The organism is Methylocystis sp. Se48 (assembly GCF_056269425.1).
Genome location: NZ_CM149850.1, coordinates 2930738 through 2944558, shown reverse-complemented (window position 1 = coordinate 2944558; position 13821 = coordinate 2930738). Strand labels below are relative to the sequence as shown.

General features: G+C 64.4%; 9 protein-coding genes and 1 pseudogene. 6 read left to right on the top strand and 4 right to left on the bottom strand.

Annotated elements, in window-relative coordinates; genetic code table 11:
* Window positions 1-143: 143 nt before the first annotated feature.
* The 4 genes from ACV959_RS14395 to ACV959_RS14380 all read left to right on the top strand — a co-directional run bounded on the left by ACV959_RS14395 (window position 144) and on the right by ACV959_RS14380 (window position 4865).
* Window positions 144-359, top strand: coding sequence for a hypothetical protein (locus ACV959_RS14395; RefSeq protein ID WP_475737255.1), 216 nt, complete (start codon window positions 144-146; stop codon window positions 357-359).
* 269 nt (window positions 360-628) lie between these two features.
* The gene (locus ACV959_RS14390) at window positions 629-2617 is read left to right on the top strand and encodes a beta-galactosidase (protein WP_475737254.1); all 1989 of its coding nucleotides are present in this window, start codon (window positions 629-631) and stop codon (window positions 2615-2617) included.
* Window positions 2614-3774, top strand: a complete 1161-nt coding sequence (locus ACV959_RS14385) for a galactokinase (RefSeq protein ID WP_475737253.1) — start codon at window positions 2614-2616, stop codon at window positions 3772-3774. Before ACV959_RS14390 ends, ACV959_RS14385 begins: the two co-directional genes overlap by 4 nt.
* Window positions 3771-4865 (top strand): UDP-glucose--hexose-1-phosphate uridylyltransferase, encoded by a 1095-nt coding sequence (locus ACV959_RS14380; protein WP_475737252.1) that lies wholly within the window; start codon window positions 3771-3773, stop codon window positions 4863-4865. Before ACV959_RS14385 ends, ACV959_RS14380 begins: the two co-directional genes overlap by 4 nt.
* A gap of 348 nt (window positions 4866-5213) precedes the next feature.
* On the opposite strand, the gene ACV959_RS14375 is transcribed toward ACV959_RS14380, so the two are convergent.
* Window positions 5214-6098: a LysR family transcriptional regulator gene (locus ACV959_RS14375; RefSeq protein WP_475737251.1), complete on the bottom strand. Its 885-nt coding sequence runs from the start codon at window positions 6096-6098 to the stop codon at window positions 5214-5216.
* A gap of 101 nt (window positions 6099-6199) precedes the next feature.
* Between ACV959_RS14375 and ACV959_RS14370 the strand changes: the two genes are divergently transcribed.
* Together ACV959_RS14370 and ACV959_RS14365 are read left to right on the top strand one after the other, a co-directional pair.
* Entirely contained in the window at window positions 6200-7792 is a 1593-nt protein-coding gene (locus tag ACV959_RS14370) for an NADH-quinone oxidoreductase subunit L (protein ID WP_475737250.1), read from the top strand.
* 19 nt (window positions 7793-7811) lie between these two features.
* Window positions 7812-10379 (top strand): YbcC family protein, encoded by a 2568-nt coding sequence (locus ACV959_RS14365; protein WP_475737249.1) that lies wholly within the window; start codon window positions 7812-7814, stop codon window positions 10377-10379.
* A gap of 349 nt (window positions 10380-10728) precedes the next feature.
* Here ACV959_RS14365 and ACV959_RS14360 read toward each other — a convergent pair.
* The 3 genes and pseudogenes from ACV959_RS14360 to ACV959_RS14350 all read right to left on the bottom strand — a co-directional run bounded on the left by ACV959_RS14360 (window position 10729) and on the right by ACV959_RS14350 (window position 13788).
* Window positions 10729-11997 (bottom strand): annotated as a pseudogene (locus ACV959_RS14360) (IS701 family transposase).
* A gap of 61 nt (window positions 11998-12058) precedes the next feature.
* On the bottom strand, window positions 12059-12565 hold the full coding sequence (locus tag ACV959_RS14355) for an RNA pyrophosphohydrolase (protein WP_475737248.1): 507 nt from the start codon (window positions 12563-12565) through the stop codon (window positions 12059-12061).
* Complete coding sequence (locus ACV959_RS14350) at window positions 12562-13788, bottom strand: divergent polysaccharide deacetylase family protein (protein ID WP_475737247.1); 1227 nt, start codon at window positions 13786-13788, stop codon at window positions 12562-12564. Before ACV959_RS14350 ends, ACV959_RS14355 begins: the two co-directional genes overlap by 4 nt.
* Window positions 13789-13821 lie beyond the last annotated feature (33 nt).

The following is a 13821-nucleotide window of genomic DNA, read 5'->3' as shown; positions in this document are numbered from 1 at the left end:
GGCCCGCGCGGGGCAATCGCAACGAACCGATGCAAGCGACCAAACCCGATCGAGAACCGTCACGCAACTGTCGTCAAGTTGCACGACTGTCTGCGACCGGAAGTCTCTATCCGTGCGTCCGCACAGCTCCCGGAGACGCTGCGATGCCAAGGCTGTTCACGATGATCATCGGCCTGATCATGGGCTATCTTGACGGCGCGGGGCTTGGCGCCGCGTCCTTCGATCTTTTCCCGGCCCTTGGCGCGGAAAAGGACGCGCGGATCGCGCTCCTCGCATTAGCCGTGACCGGCCCCCTCGGCGCCCTTTTTGGCCTGCTCCTCGCCCTGCCGCGCTCGCCGGACTCCCGGTCTGCGACCTGAAGACGCTGATGCGGGAAGCGCTGCGGTGTTCATTTACATGATTGGAATCGCGCTTCTGATACATGGCTTGGCGCGCGGCGAGGCCGCGGGCGGGTCCGGTCAGGCGCTGCTGCTTCTGGGCGGTCTCGCGATCCTGGCGACGGTCAAGACCCGAGGGGCGCTAAGGCGCGTATGATGGCGGCGGCGGTGAACCTGCGCAGCGGGAGCCGGCCGGCGCCGCAACGTCCCGTCTTGCGCTGCGCCTGCGCGCATCTTTCAGGAATCGCCCGGTGACGCAGCAAAGACTCGGAGTTTGCTACTATCCAGAGCATTGGCCGGAGACCGTCTGGGCGGAAGACGCACGCCGAATGCGGGAAATTGGCCTCGCCTATGTGCGCATCGGCGAATTCGCCTGGTCGCGGCTCGAGCCTGCCGAGGGCCGATACGATCTCGACTGGCTCAAACGCGCGATCGACACATTGCACGGCGCCGGGTTGAGAATCGTTCTCGGCACGCCAACGGCGACGCCGCCGAAATGGCTCGTCGACAAAATGCCCGACATGCTCGCGCTCGACAGCCTGGGGCGTCCCCGCCGGTTCGGCTCGCGGCGCCACTATTGTTTCAGCTACGAGCCCTACATCGAGGCATGCGAGCGCATCGTCGGCGTTCTCGCCCGCGCTTTCGGCGAACATCCGGGGGTTGCCGCTTGGCAGACCGACAATGAATATGGCTGTCACGATACGGTCGAGAGCTACTCGCCCGCCGCCCGCGACTCCTTCCGGCGCTGGTGCGAGAAGAAATATGGCGACATCGCCGCCCTCAATCGCGCATGGGGTAATGTCTTTTGGTCGATGGAGCTTGCGCGGTTCGAGGAGGTCGAGCTTCCGAACCTGACGGTCACGGAAGCCAATCCGTCCCATTTGCTGGATTTCCAGCGATTCTCGTCGGATCGGCTCGTGTCGTTCAACAGGCGGCAGACGGAGATCATCCGGCGCCATTCGCCCGGACGCGACATTCTGCACAATTGCATGGGCGCCTTCACGGCCTTCGATCACTACGCGCTCGGTCGTGATCTCGATATCGTCGCCTGGGACAGCTATCCCTTAGGTTTTCTCCTGCGCAGCGCGCATGATGACGTTTACAAGCGCCGCTACATGCGGGTTGGCGATCCGGATTTTCAGGCGTTCCATCACGACCTTTACCGCGCTTGCGGACGCGGCCGCTGGTGGGTGATGGAGCAGCAGCCCGGCGCGGTGAACTGGGCGCCGTGGAATCCGCTCCCGGCAAAGGGCGCCGTCCGTCTCTGGACGTTCGAGGCCTTCGCCGCAGGCGCTGAAGTCGTCAGCTATTTTCGCTGGCGGCAGGCGCCCTTCGCGCAGGAGCAGATGCACGAGGGTCTGCTCTTGCCCAACTCGGAGCCGAACGAGGCGTTTCACGTCGCGGCCGCGGTCGCCGGCGAACTGGCGCAGATCGATGCGAAGGTCGAAACAGCGCGGGCCGACGTTGCGCTGATCTTCGATTACGAAAGCGCCTTCGCCTGGAAAATCCAGCCGCAAGGGCGGGATTTTTCCTACTTCGACGTCGTGATGGACTTTTACGCCAGCCTTCGCCGTCTCGGCCTGAATATCGACGTCGTCCCGCCGACGCTTGAGGCCGTGCGCCACAGAAAACTGATCGTCGCGCCGGCGCTGTTCTCGGGGAACGACGCATTTGCAGCGGGGCTGGCGGCGAGCGGCGCGATCGTCCTGTTCGGCCCGCGCACCGGCTCGAAGACCCCGGACTTCCAAATTCCCGCAGAGCTTCCGCCCGGCCCGTTCGGATCTCTCGTCGACGTCACGGTGCGGCGCGTCGAAACGCTCCAGCCCGGCGCGTCGATCGCCGTCGATCCTCCGTTCGACGGCTGCTTTCATCGCTGGCGGGAAATCCTGGCGCCCGGCGATCGCGCGGAAACGATCGTGGACGCCGCCGACGGCGGGCCCGCGCTCACGCGACGCGACAGGTTCTATTATCTCGCCGGCTTGCCGAATGAGACGCTCCTCGGGCAAGCGTTGCGTCATCTCGCCCTCGAAGCCGGGCTTGAAATAATCGATTTGCCGGAAGACGTACGGATGCGCGACAATGGCGCGATGCGATACGTGTTCAACTATGGCGCCGAGACAGTCGATATCTCGATGATTATTCGCGGCGCCCCGCTGCTTTTGGGCGAACGCCGCCTTCCGCCATGCGGCGTCGCCCTCGTCGACCGTCGCCTGTGCGCCACGATGCGCGATCTGCCATGATCGATACCGCCGAGCTTATGGCGCAATTTACGGATCGGTTTGGCGGCGCTCCACAGATTTTCCGCGCGCCGGGGCGCGTCAATCTGATTGGCGAACACACGGACTACAATGACGGCTTCGTGCTTCCCGCTGCGATAGATCTCGCGACCTATGCCGCCTGCGGCAAACGACGCGACAAACGCGTCGTGCTGCACTCCCTCGCATTGGATGAAACATACGAATTCGACATCGACGATCTTGGCGCCTCGCCCCGGCGCGCCTGGACCGACTATGTCCAGGGCGTCGCTCTCGCCTTGCGCGCGTCCGGCCGGACTCTGGATGGCGCGAATGTTCTGGTGCAGGGCGATCTGCCGATGGGCGCCGGACTCTCTGCCTCCGCGGCGCTCGAAGTCGTCATCGGCTTCGCGCTGTGCCGTCTCGCGGCAAGCGCGATCGAGCGGACGGATCTCGCGCGGCTATGTCAGTTCGCGGAGAACAATTTCGTTGGCGCGCGCTGCGGCGTCATGGATCAGCTCATTTCATGCTGCGGAGTCGCCGGTCACGCGCTGCTCATCGACTGCCGTACGCTCGCCATGCGCCCCGTCTCGATCCCGCCTGAGGCAGGTATCGTGATCTGCAACACGATGGTCAGTCACGCATTGGCGACCAGCGCCTATAATCGTCGCCGAGAGGAATGCGAGCGCGCTGTCGAAATCCTCTCGGAGCGGCTCGCCGGCGTATCCGCGCTGCGCGATGTCGGGCCCGAAATGCTGAGCCGTCACGCCGCGGAGCTACCGGACGACATTTTACGCCGCGCGCGTCACGTCGTCACCGAAAACGCGCGCACGATCGCCGCAGCGGAGGCGCTCAAAGCGGGCGATCTGGCGCGCGTCGGCAAGCTGATGAACGACTCGCACGCAAGCCTTCGGGACGATTATGAAGTTAGCTGTCCCGAAGCTGACGTCATGACCGCGCTCGCACAATCCCGCGCGGGCGTTTTCGGGGCGAGAATGACTGGCGGGGGCTTTGGCGGTTGCACGGTCAATCTCGTCGCCCGCCCGGCGATCGACGAGTTCATTGACTTCATCGTCGCGGCGTATCGGCAAGAGACCGGGCTGACGCCGCAGGTCTTTTGCTGCACGCCGTCTGACGGCGTCGATTTGGTTCCCCTGGCATGAGGAGCTTTCTGTCCGACGCGCCGCACCGTCGCCTCAATCCGCTGACTGGCGAATGGGTGCTTGTATCGCCTAATCGCACGCAACGTCCCTGGCGGGGGCAGATCGAATGCGCGCCAGCCGAGGCGCCGCCGGCGCACGAGGCCGGATGCTATTTGTGTCCGGGAGAGACGAGGGCGAATGGGGAACGAAACCCCGCCTACGAAAACGTTTTCGTTTTCGACAATGATTTCGCGGCGCTTCGCTCCAACGGGAGCGGAGGCCAGATCGACGATGACGGACTGTTCGTGGCCCGCCCCGAAACCGGTTTTTGCCGCGTCCTTTGCTTTTCGCCTCGGCACGATCTTTCCCTCTCGCGCATGGGGACCGAGGACATTGCGCGCGTCATCGCGGTCTGGCGTGACGAATATGCCGCGTTTTGCGCGCGCGATGACGTCAGCTATGTTCAGATATTCGAAAACCGCGGCGCCATGATGGGCGCGAGCAACCCGCATCCGCATTGTCAAATTTGGGCGAGTTCCTCCATCCCGGACATGCCGGCGAAGGAGGACCTTGCGCAAGAGGCCTATATGGCGGAGCATGGGTCTTGCCTGTTGTGCGACTACCTGGGCCATGAGCGCGCCGCAGGTTTGCGTCTCGTCTGCGAGAACGACTGCTTTGCCGCGGTGACGCCTTTCTGGGCGGTCTGGCCCTTCGAGACAATGGTGATCGCACGGCGCCATTTCGGCCGCCTCGATGAAATCACGCGCGGAGAAGCAAACGCGCTCGCCGACATACTCAAGCGTCTGACGACGCGTTACGACCGGCTTTTCGACGCGCCTTTTCCCTATACGATGGGGCTGCATCCGTCCCCGATCGACGGGCGCGCCTATCCCCATTGGCATTTCCATGCGCATTTCTATCCGCCGTTACTCAGATCGGCGACGATCCGCAAATTCATGGTCGGATATGAAATGCTGGCGTCCCCGCAACGAGACATCACGCCGGAGTCCGCAGCCGCGCAGTTGAGGGCGAGTCCTGAGAGCCTCTCGGAATTCCGCGCGGACGCAAAAGGATCGCATCCCGGTTTCCAGGCGTCCGATCCCAGAGTTTGATAGCGAAATTGTCTTCGCCCCTGGCTGCAGCCGCTATGGGCGGTTTTCTCGGATTGCGCGTCCGCGCGACAAAAACGGCGCTGTTGCGCCTGAAGCCAATCCGTTTTGACGTCGTCGTCGTGACCAGCGAGAGGCCAGGGAACCCAAAATGACTGCGACGGATGCTTTGCGCGGGAGGCGCCAGAGAACTTGCGGAATTCAGGCCCGCCAATCGTATCGTGCAGATTGCGCCGCCCATCGCGGCGACCGTGATGACTGCGCTCAGCTACGCCACGTCATGGGATACGATCTTTGGAACATGCCGATCCCTTCAGGAATCCGTTGGCTGATCGCGCACAACTCTCGCCGTCAAAGTTCTCGCCTATGCAGATTGAGCTTCTTCAGAAGCGGGCTTGGGAATTGCCGCCGGCGCGTGATTGCGTAAAATGCCTCTTTGATCTGGGGAAAAGTGCAGTGCTCGACGAGGGATCCCTTGGCGAGTTCGTCGAGCACGACCACCGGCGGGACGAGAACGAGGCAAAAGCCCTCTCGTGCAATGAGCCGCAGCATCGCCATGTCGTCGACTTCAGCAACGAAATTTGGCCGGACGTCTTCCGCCTCCAGCAGTTTGTCAAAGGCGTTTCGGATTCCGCTGCCGCGTTCCGGCGTGGCGACCGCTATCTTGGCGAGGTCCTTTGGGAAGCGAAATTTCCGCTTCATCAAGTTCGGGGCTCCGATCAGGCTCACGGACTGTTCGGCGATGAGCGTGCTCTGCCAATCCTCGTCCTGATCGTGCATCGCAGGCTGATTGGAGAGAACTATATCCAGCCTGTGATCACGAAGCCGAGAGAGAAGGTCGAGAAAGGCGCCCGACTGGATGACGACTTCCGCATCGTTGCGCCCGAGCAAAGGCCGCAACAGTTCAATCTGGAAGTTGCGGGAAAGGGTGGAAACGGCGCCAACGCGTAGCGTCTGACGCGCCGCGGGTCCGAGCCCTTCCAGCGTGCTGAGAAATTCGTCGCCCATTTTAAATAGGGCGTTGGCGTAGCCGAGCGCGATCTGCCCCGCCTCGGTGAGTTGCAGTGACCGCCCATGACGCTCGAACAAGAGTTGACCGAGCTGCTCCTCCAGGGCTTTGAGCTGCACCGACAGGGATGACGGCGATACGTTCAGGCGCCGCGCCGCGCGCGTGAGGCTACCCTCATTGGCGATCGCCCAAAAATAGCGCAGGTGGTGATAGTTCAAAAAGGCCATGGATCATTCTGTTATATAGAATGAAAAGTTTCAATATTTGAATTTTTCAAACTTATGAAGCCGCTCTAGCCTTCGCCTCCATCGAGAACTGGAGACATGCAATGATGCACCCTCTAGCCTGGTGGTCCCTTCTCGCGCCCGGCGCGCTCGTTGCGGTGAGCCTGACGCCAAACCATATTGCCGACGCCTATCCTCGGAGGATGGCCGCCGCCGGCCTCGCCGCCGGCGCCTTCGCTTTCGCCGTTGCGGCGACTGTCGATGTCGCCGTGATGCTTTACGGCCCGGTATGGACCGGTTCCCTGGGCGTTGCAGGCGTTGGCGTTGGCGTCTACTTCGATGCGCTGTCCGCAGCCATGTCGACGCTCGTCGCCTTCGTCGGCGTCGTCGTCCTGCTCTACAGCCGCAACTATCTCGATGGCGACCGTAAGCAGGGAACGTTCTTCAGAAGGCTCGCCTTCACTCTCGCCGCCGTGCTGACCCTCATTTCGGCAGGAAACCTCGCCCTTTTGATCGTCGCCTGGATCGCGACCAGTGTCGGCCTGAATACGCTGCTGCTCTTCTACCCGGAGCGTCCGGCCGCGCAACTTGCCGCGAAAAAGAAGTTCGTCGCCAGCCGGCTCGGCGACCTCTGTCTGATCCTTGCCGCGCTGAGCCTGTGGGGGCGCTTTGGGACGCTCGCCTTCCCTGAGCTATTCGCCGCCGCCAAGGCCGCCGCCTCCGCGGGCGCGTCGGGGTCGTTGGCGCTTCCGGCGCTCCTGATCGTCTGCGCGGCCTTGCTGAAATCGGCGCAGCTTCCCTCCCACGGCTGGCTCGTGGAAGTGATGGAGACGCCGACCCCTGTCTCCGCGCTTCTGCACGCGGGCGTCATTAACGCCGGCGGTTTTCTGGTGTTGCGACTAGCCGAAATTGTCGCGCCGTCCGAAAGCGCGCTTCACATGCTCTCGCTCGTGGGCGGCGCGACGGCGCTTTTCGGCTCCATCGTCATGCTCACCCAGACCTCGGTGAAGGTCGCGCTCGCCTATTCGACGATCGCGCAAATGGGATTCATGATGCTCGAATGCGGGCTCGGCGCCTTTGCCGCTGCGCTACTGCATATCCTCGCACATTCGCTCTATAAGGCCCACGCTTTCCTCAGTTCGGGCAGCGTGATCGATCTTGCGCGCGCCTCCTGGGCGCCAAGCCCCGGGGGCCAGCCGCATCCGGCGCGCTTCGCGCTGGCGCTCGCCGCATCGCTGCCTGTCGCTTTCGCCGTCGGCGGCATGTTCAACGCGGGAATCATCGACAATCCCGGCGCCGCGACGCTCGCGACGATCCTTCTCATGAGCCTCGCGCATCTCATCGCCAATGCGCTCGACGAGAGAACGAAGCCCTACGTGCTGGGCAGGGCGATCGGCATGTCGGCTGTCGTCGCCGTTTCCTTCTTCTCGCTGCATGCCGGCGTCGAGCGGCTCTTCGAGGGGAGCCTGCCCAGCGTCGCGCCTTTGCGCGGGCCAGAAGACCTCGGCCTCGTCCTCGTTGTCATCGTCTCGTTCGGCGCGGTGACCCTCTTCCAGAGCGTCATGTCCCGCCATGCGACCTCGCCCTTCTGGCAGGCCGTCTACGTTCATCTCTCGCAAGGACTTTACCTCAACACGCTGGCCAACCGCGCGATGCTTAAAGCCTGGCCCCGCCGCGCGGCGGCTCCCTCCCACTGATCAAGAAAGGATTTTAGGAATGAACGCGCCCGTCAGAATTCCATCCGAACACGCCGCCGGCTCGGCGCAGGAGAGAAGGCGTGAGATCGAAGCCGCCATCGCAGCGGCTTGCGGGAAGATCGCGCCGCTGTGGCCTCTCAAGCATTTCGTCGCCGTCAATCCTTTCCTCGGCTTCGCCGGTCAGCCTTTCGGCGCGACCGCCGCGACCTTGAAGCGCGTCGCAAAGGTCGACATGCTGATGCCGCGCGGCTTCTATCGCGACGCCATCGCCGCCGGCGACATCGACGACGACGCACTCGCGGCGGCGCTCGCCCGCGCGCCGCAGTACGTCGACCGCCCAGCGAGCGTCGATGCGCTCAGGCGCGCCGCCATGAAGGACGCGACGGCGAGGTCGCGCCCGCCCGCCGTCGTCTCGACCGTCGCTGAAGTTCTCGACGCGCTATCTGACGGCGATCGCCAGTCCTCGCTCGTCGGCTTCATGATCGAGGAAATTTCGAAATGGTGCGCGGCCTATTTTGACGAAGGGCAGGCCAGTTGGCGCATGCCGCAGCGCGATCTTCCTCCCTACGCCGCATGGCGTCGTACGGCGCGCTATGACCTCAACGCCGAAGCCATGGGCGTTGCGAATTTCCGCGAAACGATCCGTTCGCTGCCGGACGACCCGATTGAAACCATCGAGACCGTTGTCGAGAAGTTGTGGATTCCTTCGCGCGCCATCGAGGACTATCTGTATCGCACGCTGCTCGACATTGGCGGCTGGGCGGCCTATGCGCGCTATCTCGTGTGGAACTCCGAACTCAACGGCGAAAGGAACGAAACCCTCGTCGAACTGCTCGCGATTCGCGTCGCCTATGGATACGGGCTATTTCGTGCGCGAACCGACATCGCCTTCCACAGCGCCTGGTCCAGGGCGATTACGGAAGCCGCGTCGACGCCGCTCGACCATCGTCTCAACGACGATCCGGATCTCGCCGTTGATCTGATCCTTCACGAAGCCTATGAACTCGCCTTCCAGAAGAAGCTTTATGCGCGTCTGTCGTCGCATATCGGGGTTCTCCCGCAGCGCGACGGCGCGTCGCGCCCGGCGCTCCAGGCGGCCTTTTGCATCGATGTGCGTTCGGAGATCTTTCGCCGCGCCCTTGAGACTGTTTGGCCGGAGGCGGAGACGTTTGGCTTCGCGGGCTTCTTCGGCTTCCCGATTGAATATGTCCCAATCGGTCATAGGCGCGGCGGCGCGCAATGCCCCGTTCTGCTTCGGCCTGCCTTCACCATCTGCGAGGCGGTCGACGATATTTCGTCAGCGGAAGAGGCGCGGATCCTCGAATTGCGGCTGCTGCGCCGACGGGCCGCGAAAGCCTGGAAAGCGTTCAAGCTCTCCGCAGTCTCGTCTTTCGCCTATGTGGAAACGGTGGGACTAAGCTTCGCGGTTAAGCTCCTCTCCGACTCCTTCGGGCTGACGCGGCCGGCGCCGGATCCGAATCTCGACGGGCTCGACCCGGACGTGCTCCCCCGCATCGGGCCGAGGCTGGAGCCGCTCATGATCGGCGACCGCGCCACGGGACTTTCTCCCGACCAGCGTCTGGCCATGGCGGAGGCCGTGTTGAAGGCGATGTCGATGACGGAGGGCTTCGCGCGACTCGTTCTCCTCGCCGGCCATGGCTCGACGACCGTCAACAATCCGCATGGCTCGGGGCTCGACTGCGGCGCCTGCGGCGGCCACACCGGGGAGGCCAATGCGCGCGTGGCCGCCGCCGTGCTGAACGACGCGGGCGTGCGCAGCGGTTTACGGGCGAAGAGCATCGTCATCCCGGATGACACGTGGTTCCTTGGCGCCTTGCACGACACGACCACGGACGACGTGAAGATCTTCGACGAGGGCGCAGCGCCATCATCACATCGCGCCGAGATCGCGGCCCTGAAAGAGCGCCTCGCCGCTGCGGGCGAAATGGCGCGCCTCGAACGTGCGGCGCTGCTCGGCGTCGAGAAGGGCTCGGCGACGCGCCGGAAGGTTCTGGCGCGCAGCCGAGACTGGTCGCAGGTGCGTCCCGAGTGGGGGCTTGCGGGCAACGCGGCCTTCATCGCTGCGCGCCGCGCCCGCACGGCCGGGGTCGATCTCGGCGGCCGCGCCTTCCTGCACAGCTACGACTATGAAAAGGACGTCGACGGCAAGGCGCTGGAGCTGATCATGACGGCGCCCATGGTCGTTGCGAGCTGGATCAACCTGCAATATTTTGGTTCGACGACGAACAACAGGGTCTTCGGCGCCGGCAACAAGACGTTGCACAATGTTGTCGGCCAGATCGGCGTCCTGGAAGGCAATGGCGGCGATTTGCGCACGGGCCTTCCCTTGCAGTCGGTCCACGACGGGAAACGCTTCGTGCATGAGCCGCTGCGGCTAAATGTGTTCATCGAAGCGCCCGAGGCGGCGATGGACGGCGTCCTTGAGAAAAACGCCAATGTGCGCGCCCTCGTCGAGAATGGTTGGCTGCATCTCCATGCCTTGCGCGCGGAGGGGAAGATCCTCCTCCGCCGCGGGCCGGGCGCTTGGGTCGAGGCGCGACCGAGCGTCTCAACCGTGGCGGTTTGACCCGGTGGCGCGCCCGCACACCTTAAACGGCCGTCGCGCCGCGATCGCGACAATGCACGGCGAGAAGAGGGCAATCGGGCCGTTACTCGAACGAACGGCGCCGCCCATTTTCGTCCGCGCTTATTGCGCAAAAGTTGGCTGCGCAGCCCGATCGGGGGCGTTATAGGCCTGCGCCAAAGTGATTTTATTAGCGCTCCCTAGCATTACAGTTGGATTTTGATGTGGGAGCGTCTTGCTTGGGCCTGATGGGCTCGTCTCCAGAGCGACCAAGCAATGATAAACTCGGGTCGAATGCGTTTTCTCGCCAAGGGCGTCGCCAAGCGGCGGATTTCCTGCATCGACCAATGGATCAGGGAATCTTCGACGACAAGCGACGCGCGCTTGTCTTTGTGCGGCGGATTGTTTTTGGGGGCGGCGCAACGGCATTGGCGTGAGCGCGGATCGCAGCCATCATGGCGAAGGCCAGCATGACGAGCGAAACATGACGGCGCCATCCGCGCCAGGAGCGCGTCTCGTTGTGGTCGAGGCCGAGTTCGTTCTTGGCGGTTTCAAAGCTATCTTCGATCGCCCAACGACGGCCTTCGATTTTCGTCAACCTTTCGATTGAGGTTCCGCTCGGGGCCCATGTCGTGAAAAAGGCAAGATCGCCGTCGGCGATTTTGCGACGGATCAGAAGTCCCCGCGTCCAGGAAACGCCCGCAAGCGCATCGTTGTAATCGCCCGCGTCGAGGTCGGCGAGTTCGAGATAGGCCCAGTCGCGCAGGCGCTCGCCCTTCGTCCCCGCGCCCGTCGAGAGCCGGCGCCAGGCGGAGGCCGGCAAGCCGTCCGCAATTTCTTTGGCTGCGCCCGAAATCAATTTCGACTTGCCCCAGGAGTGGAACGGCTCGTTGGATTTGACGCCCAGCACGTAGCCTTTGCCAGCGCGCCGCAAGGCCATTTCGATATCGCCGACGCCCTAGACTGTGTCGGCCGCTACGAAGGAGAATGGGACCTTCGCTTTGATCGCTCTTTCGATCATAGCGAGCGCCAGCGCCGGCTTGGTCGCAAAGCCGCCAGACGCGCTGTCGACGATCTCCTGCGGAATATGCGCCTTGGCCATGCGCGCTTTATCCTCGGTCCAGCTCTTGGGCGGATAAAGCTCGCGGTCGATGAACGCATGGCCGCGCTCTGTGGCGCAGCACGCGAAAACGCCGATCTGGCAATTCGCGATCTTCCCCGCTGAGCCTGTATATTGCCGTGCGACGCCGCAGGAGGCCTTACCCTGCTTCAGAAACCCCGTCTCGTCGACAAGGAGAACCGCATCTTCGTCCGCCAAGGCTTCGAGCGCATAATCGCGCACAATGTCGCGCAGCCCATCCGCGCTCCAGCGCGCGCGACCCAGAATTGCCTGCCGCCGCCACGGTCCCGGATCGCCCGCCGCTTCGGCGCGCATCCAGCCCGTCTTGCGCCGCTCTTCGCCCAGCAACCCGTCCAGAAAGCGCTCCGCCAATCGCGCCACGCGCTCCTGCGTGAACAGAGGCCGCATCCGACGCTTCACGTCACGCAGAGACGACGCCCACAACTCCAGCGTCGTTTCGATCGAAGCTCCCGACATCCCATGATCCCCTTGCCGAATCATGGCGTCCCATCGAGTCAGAACTCCAAATATAATGCAACTGTAATGCTAGGTCGCAATCCGCTCACTCCGCCGCAAACTCCCTGAACGCCTCCGCCACGTCCAGATAAACCCGCCGCTTGAATGGCACGATCAGATCGGGCAGGCGCGCGAGCTTTTCCCAGCGCCAGTCGTCGAATTCCGGCTTGTGCCCGCCGCCTCCGGGCGAATAAATGTCGATCTCGCTGTCGCGGCCCAGGAACCGCAGGGCGAACCAGCGCTGCGTCTGGCCGATATATTTGCCGCTCCAGCGCTTGTTGGCGCCGGGCGGCAGATCGTAGGAGAGCCAGAGCGGCGCCTCGGCGACAAATTCGACGCTTGTCACGTTCGTCTCTTCGTAAAGTTCGCGCAGCGCCGCCTGAAAAGGCGTCTCGCCCTCGTCGATCCCCCCTTGCGGCATCTGCCAGAGGTACGGCTCCGCGACCTGATCGAAGACGCCCTTGCCCTTGCGGCGGCCGATAAAGACGAGGCCTTGGCGGTTGATGAGCGCGATGCCCACACAGGGGCGGTAACGGCTGTCGGGCGGGGTCATCGGGCGCGCTCCGCGTCCATGGCCGCGCTGCTCGACGCGCCGTGCGGCGCGAGGACCGCGGACGCGGGCGCCAGCGCGATCCCGCGCCGCTCCAGATCGCGCGCGAAGCGGGCGAGGCGCGTGATCGCGGCCGGCGTGGCGTTGGCGAAGCCGATGGCGGAGCCCCTGTCGCGGGCGAGAGTCTCGAGTTGCGCCAGCGCCGCGTCCATGGATTGCGGCGTGCCGCGCTGGTCGATGACGACGTCGATCTTCGCATAGGGCAGCGAGAGCTTTGGCGCGATGGTCGAGGTCAGCGACTGCGGCGAGGCGCCGTCGTCGAGGAAGAAAAGCCCGCGCTGGGCGATCTCTCCCAGCGCGCCGTAAAGCGCCGATTCGTCCGCCATGAAGCGTCCGCCGAGATGGTTCATGACCCCGGCGTAGCCCGTGAAACGGCTCATCAGCCAGTGCAGATCGTCGATTCCGCCATCCTGCGCGCCGGTGACGAGCGTATGCGGCCCGGGATTGTTCTGCGGATAGTCGAAGGGCTCCATCGGAGCCTGCAACAACGCCTCGTGTCCGCGGGCGCGGGCCTGCGCCGCGAGCCGGTCGAGGTCCGCGCCGTAGGGCGCGAAGGCGAGCGTCACGCCCTCGGGCAGCTGGTCGATCGCCGCGCCGGAATATTGCGCATTGAGTCCCACGCCGCCGACGACGAGGGCGATGCGCGGCGCGCCGGGGGGCAGCGCCGTCGAGGTGACGAAGGGCCGCGCATAGACGTCCATCGGCCGCGCACCGTCCTGCCCGATTCTGGGGAGAAGGCCGTAGCGGCCTTTCTCGACCACACGCCGGTCGGGAGCCGGGGTCAACTTGACGCCAGAGGGCGGCTCGATGCGGATGATGCGAGCGGTTCCGCCCTCGCCGCCGTGGCGCGTGACCTTCACGCCCGAGAGTTGTTCCAGCTCCGCGGCTGCGTCCGGCGTCTGCGCGGCTGAGGCGCCCTGTTCGGCGCTCGCGACCGTCTGCGGCGGCGGGGCGGGCGCCGGCTCCGGCGGCTTCACGGGCTCGATCCGGGCCACGGCGTAAGGCTCGCCGCCGAAGGGATCACGCGGCGCGAGGTAAAGCGCGACGGTTCCCGCCGCGACAGCGCCGGCCGCCGCGAGGACCGGCAGACGGAGCGGCGCGGCGGCGGTCGGGCCGGCCGGCGGCGGTCTGTCGCGTCCGAGGGGGGCGTTCAAGTCGTCTGTCATGGAGTCAGCCGCTGGCGGTGGGGCGCGAAAAAC

Bases quoted from the DNA above. Each gene is read 5' to 3' on its own strand.
- ACV959_RS14395 (WP_475737255.1), top strand. From the start codon at position 144: ATGCCAAGGCTGTTCACGATGATCATCGGCCTGATCATGGGCTATCTT.
- ACV959_RS14385 (WP_475737253.1), top strand. From the start codon at position 2,614: ATGATCGATACCGCCGAGCTTATGGCGCAATTTACGGATCGGTTTGGC.
- ACV959_RS14380 (WP_475737252.1), top strand. From the start codon at position 3,771: ATGAGGAGCTTTCTGTCCGACGCGCCGCACCGTCGCCTCAATCCGCTG.
- ACV959_RS14375 (WP_475737251.1), bottom strand. From the start codon at position 6,098: ATGGCCTTTTTGAACTATCACCACCTGCGCTATTTTTGGGCGATCGCC.
- ACV959_RS14370 (WP_475737250.1), top strand. From the start codon at position 6,200: ATGATGCACCCTCTAGCCTGGTGGTCCCTTCTCGCGCCCGGCGCGCTC.
- ACV959_RS14365 (WP_475737249.1), top strand. From the start codon at position 7,812: ATGAACGCGCCCGTCAGAATTCCATCCGAACACGCCGCCGGCTCGGCG.
- ACV959_RS14355 (WP_475737248.1), bottom strand. From the start codon at position 12,565: ATGACCCCGCCCGACAGCCGTTACCGCCCCTGTGTGGGCATCGCGCTC.
- ACV959_RS14350 (WP_475737247.1), bottom strand. From the start codon at position 13,788: ATGACAGACGACTTGAACGCCCCCCTCGGACGCGACAGACCGCCGCCG.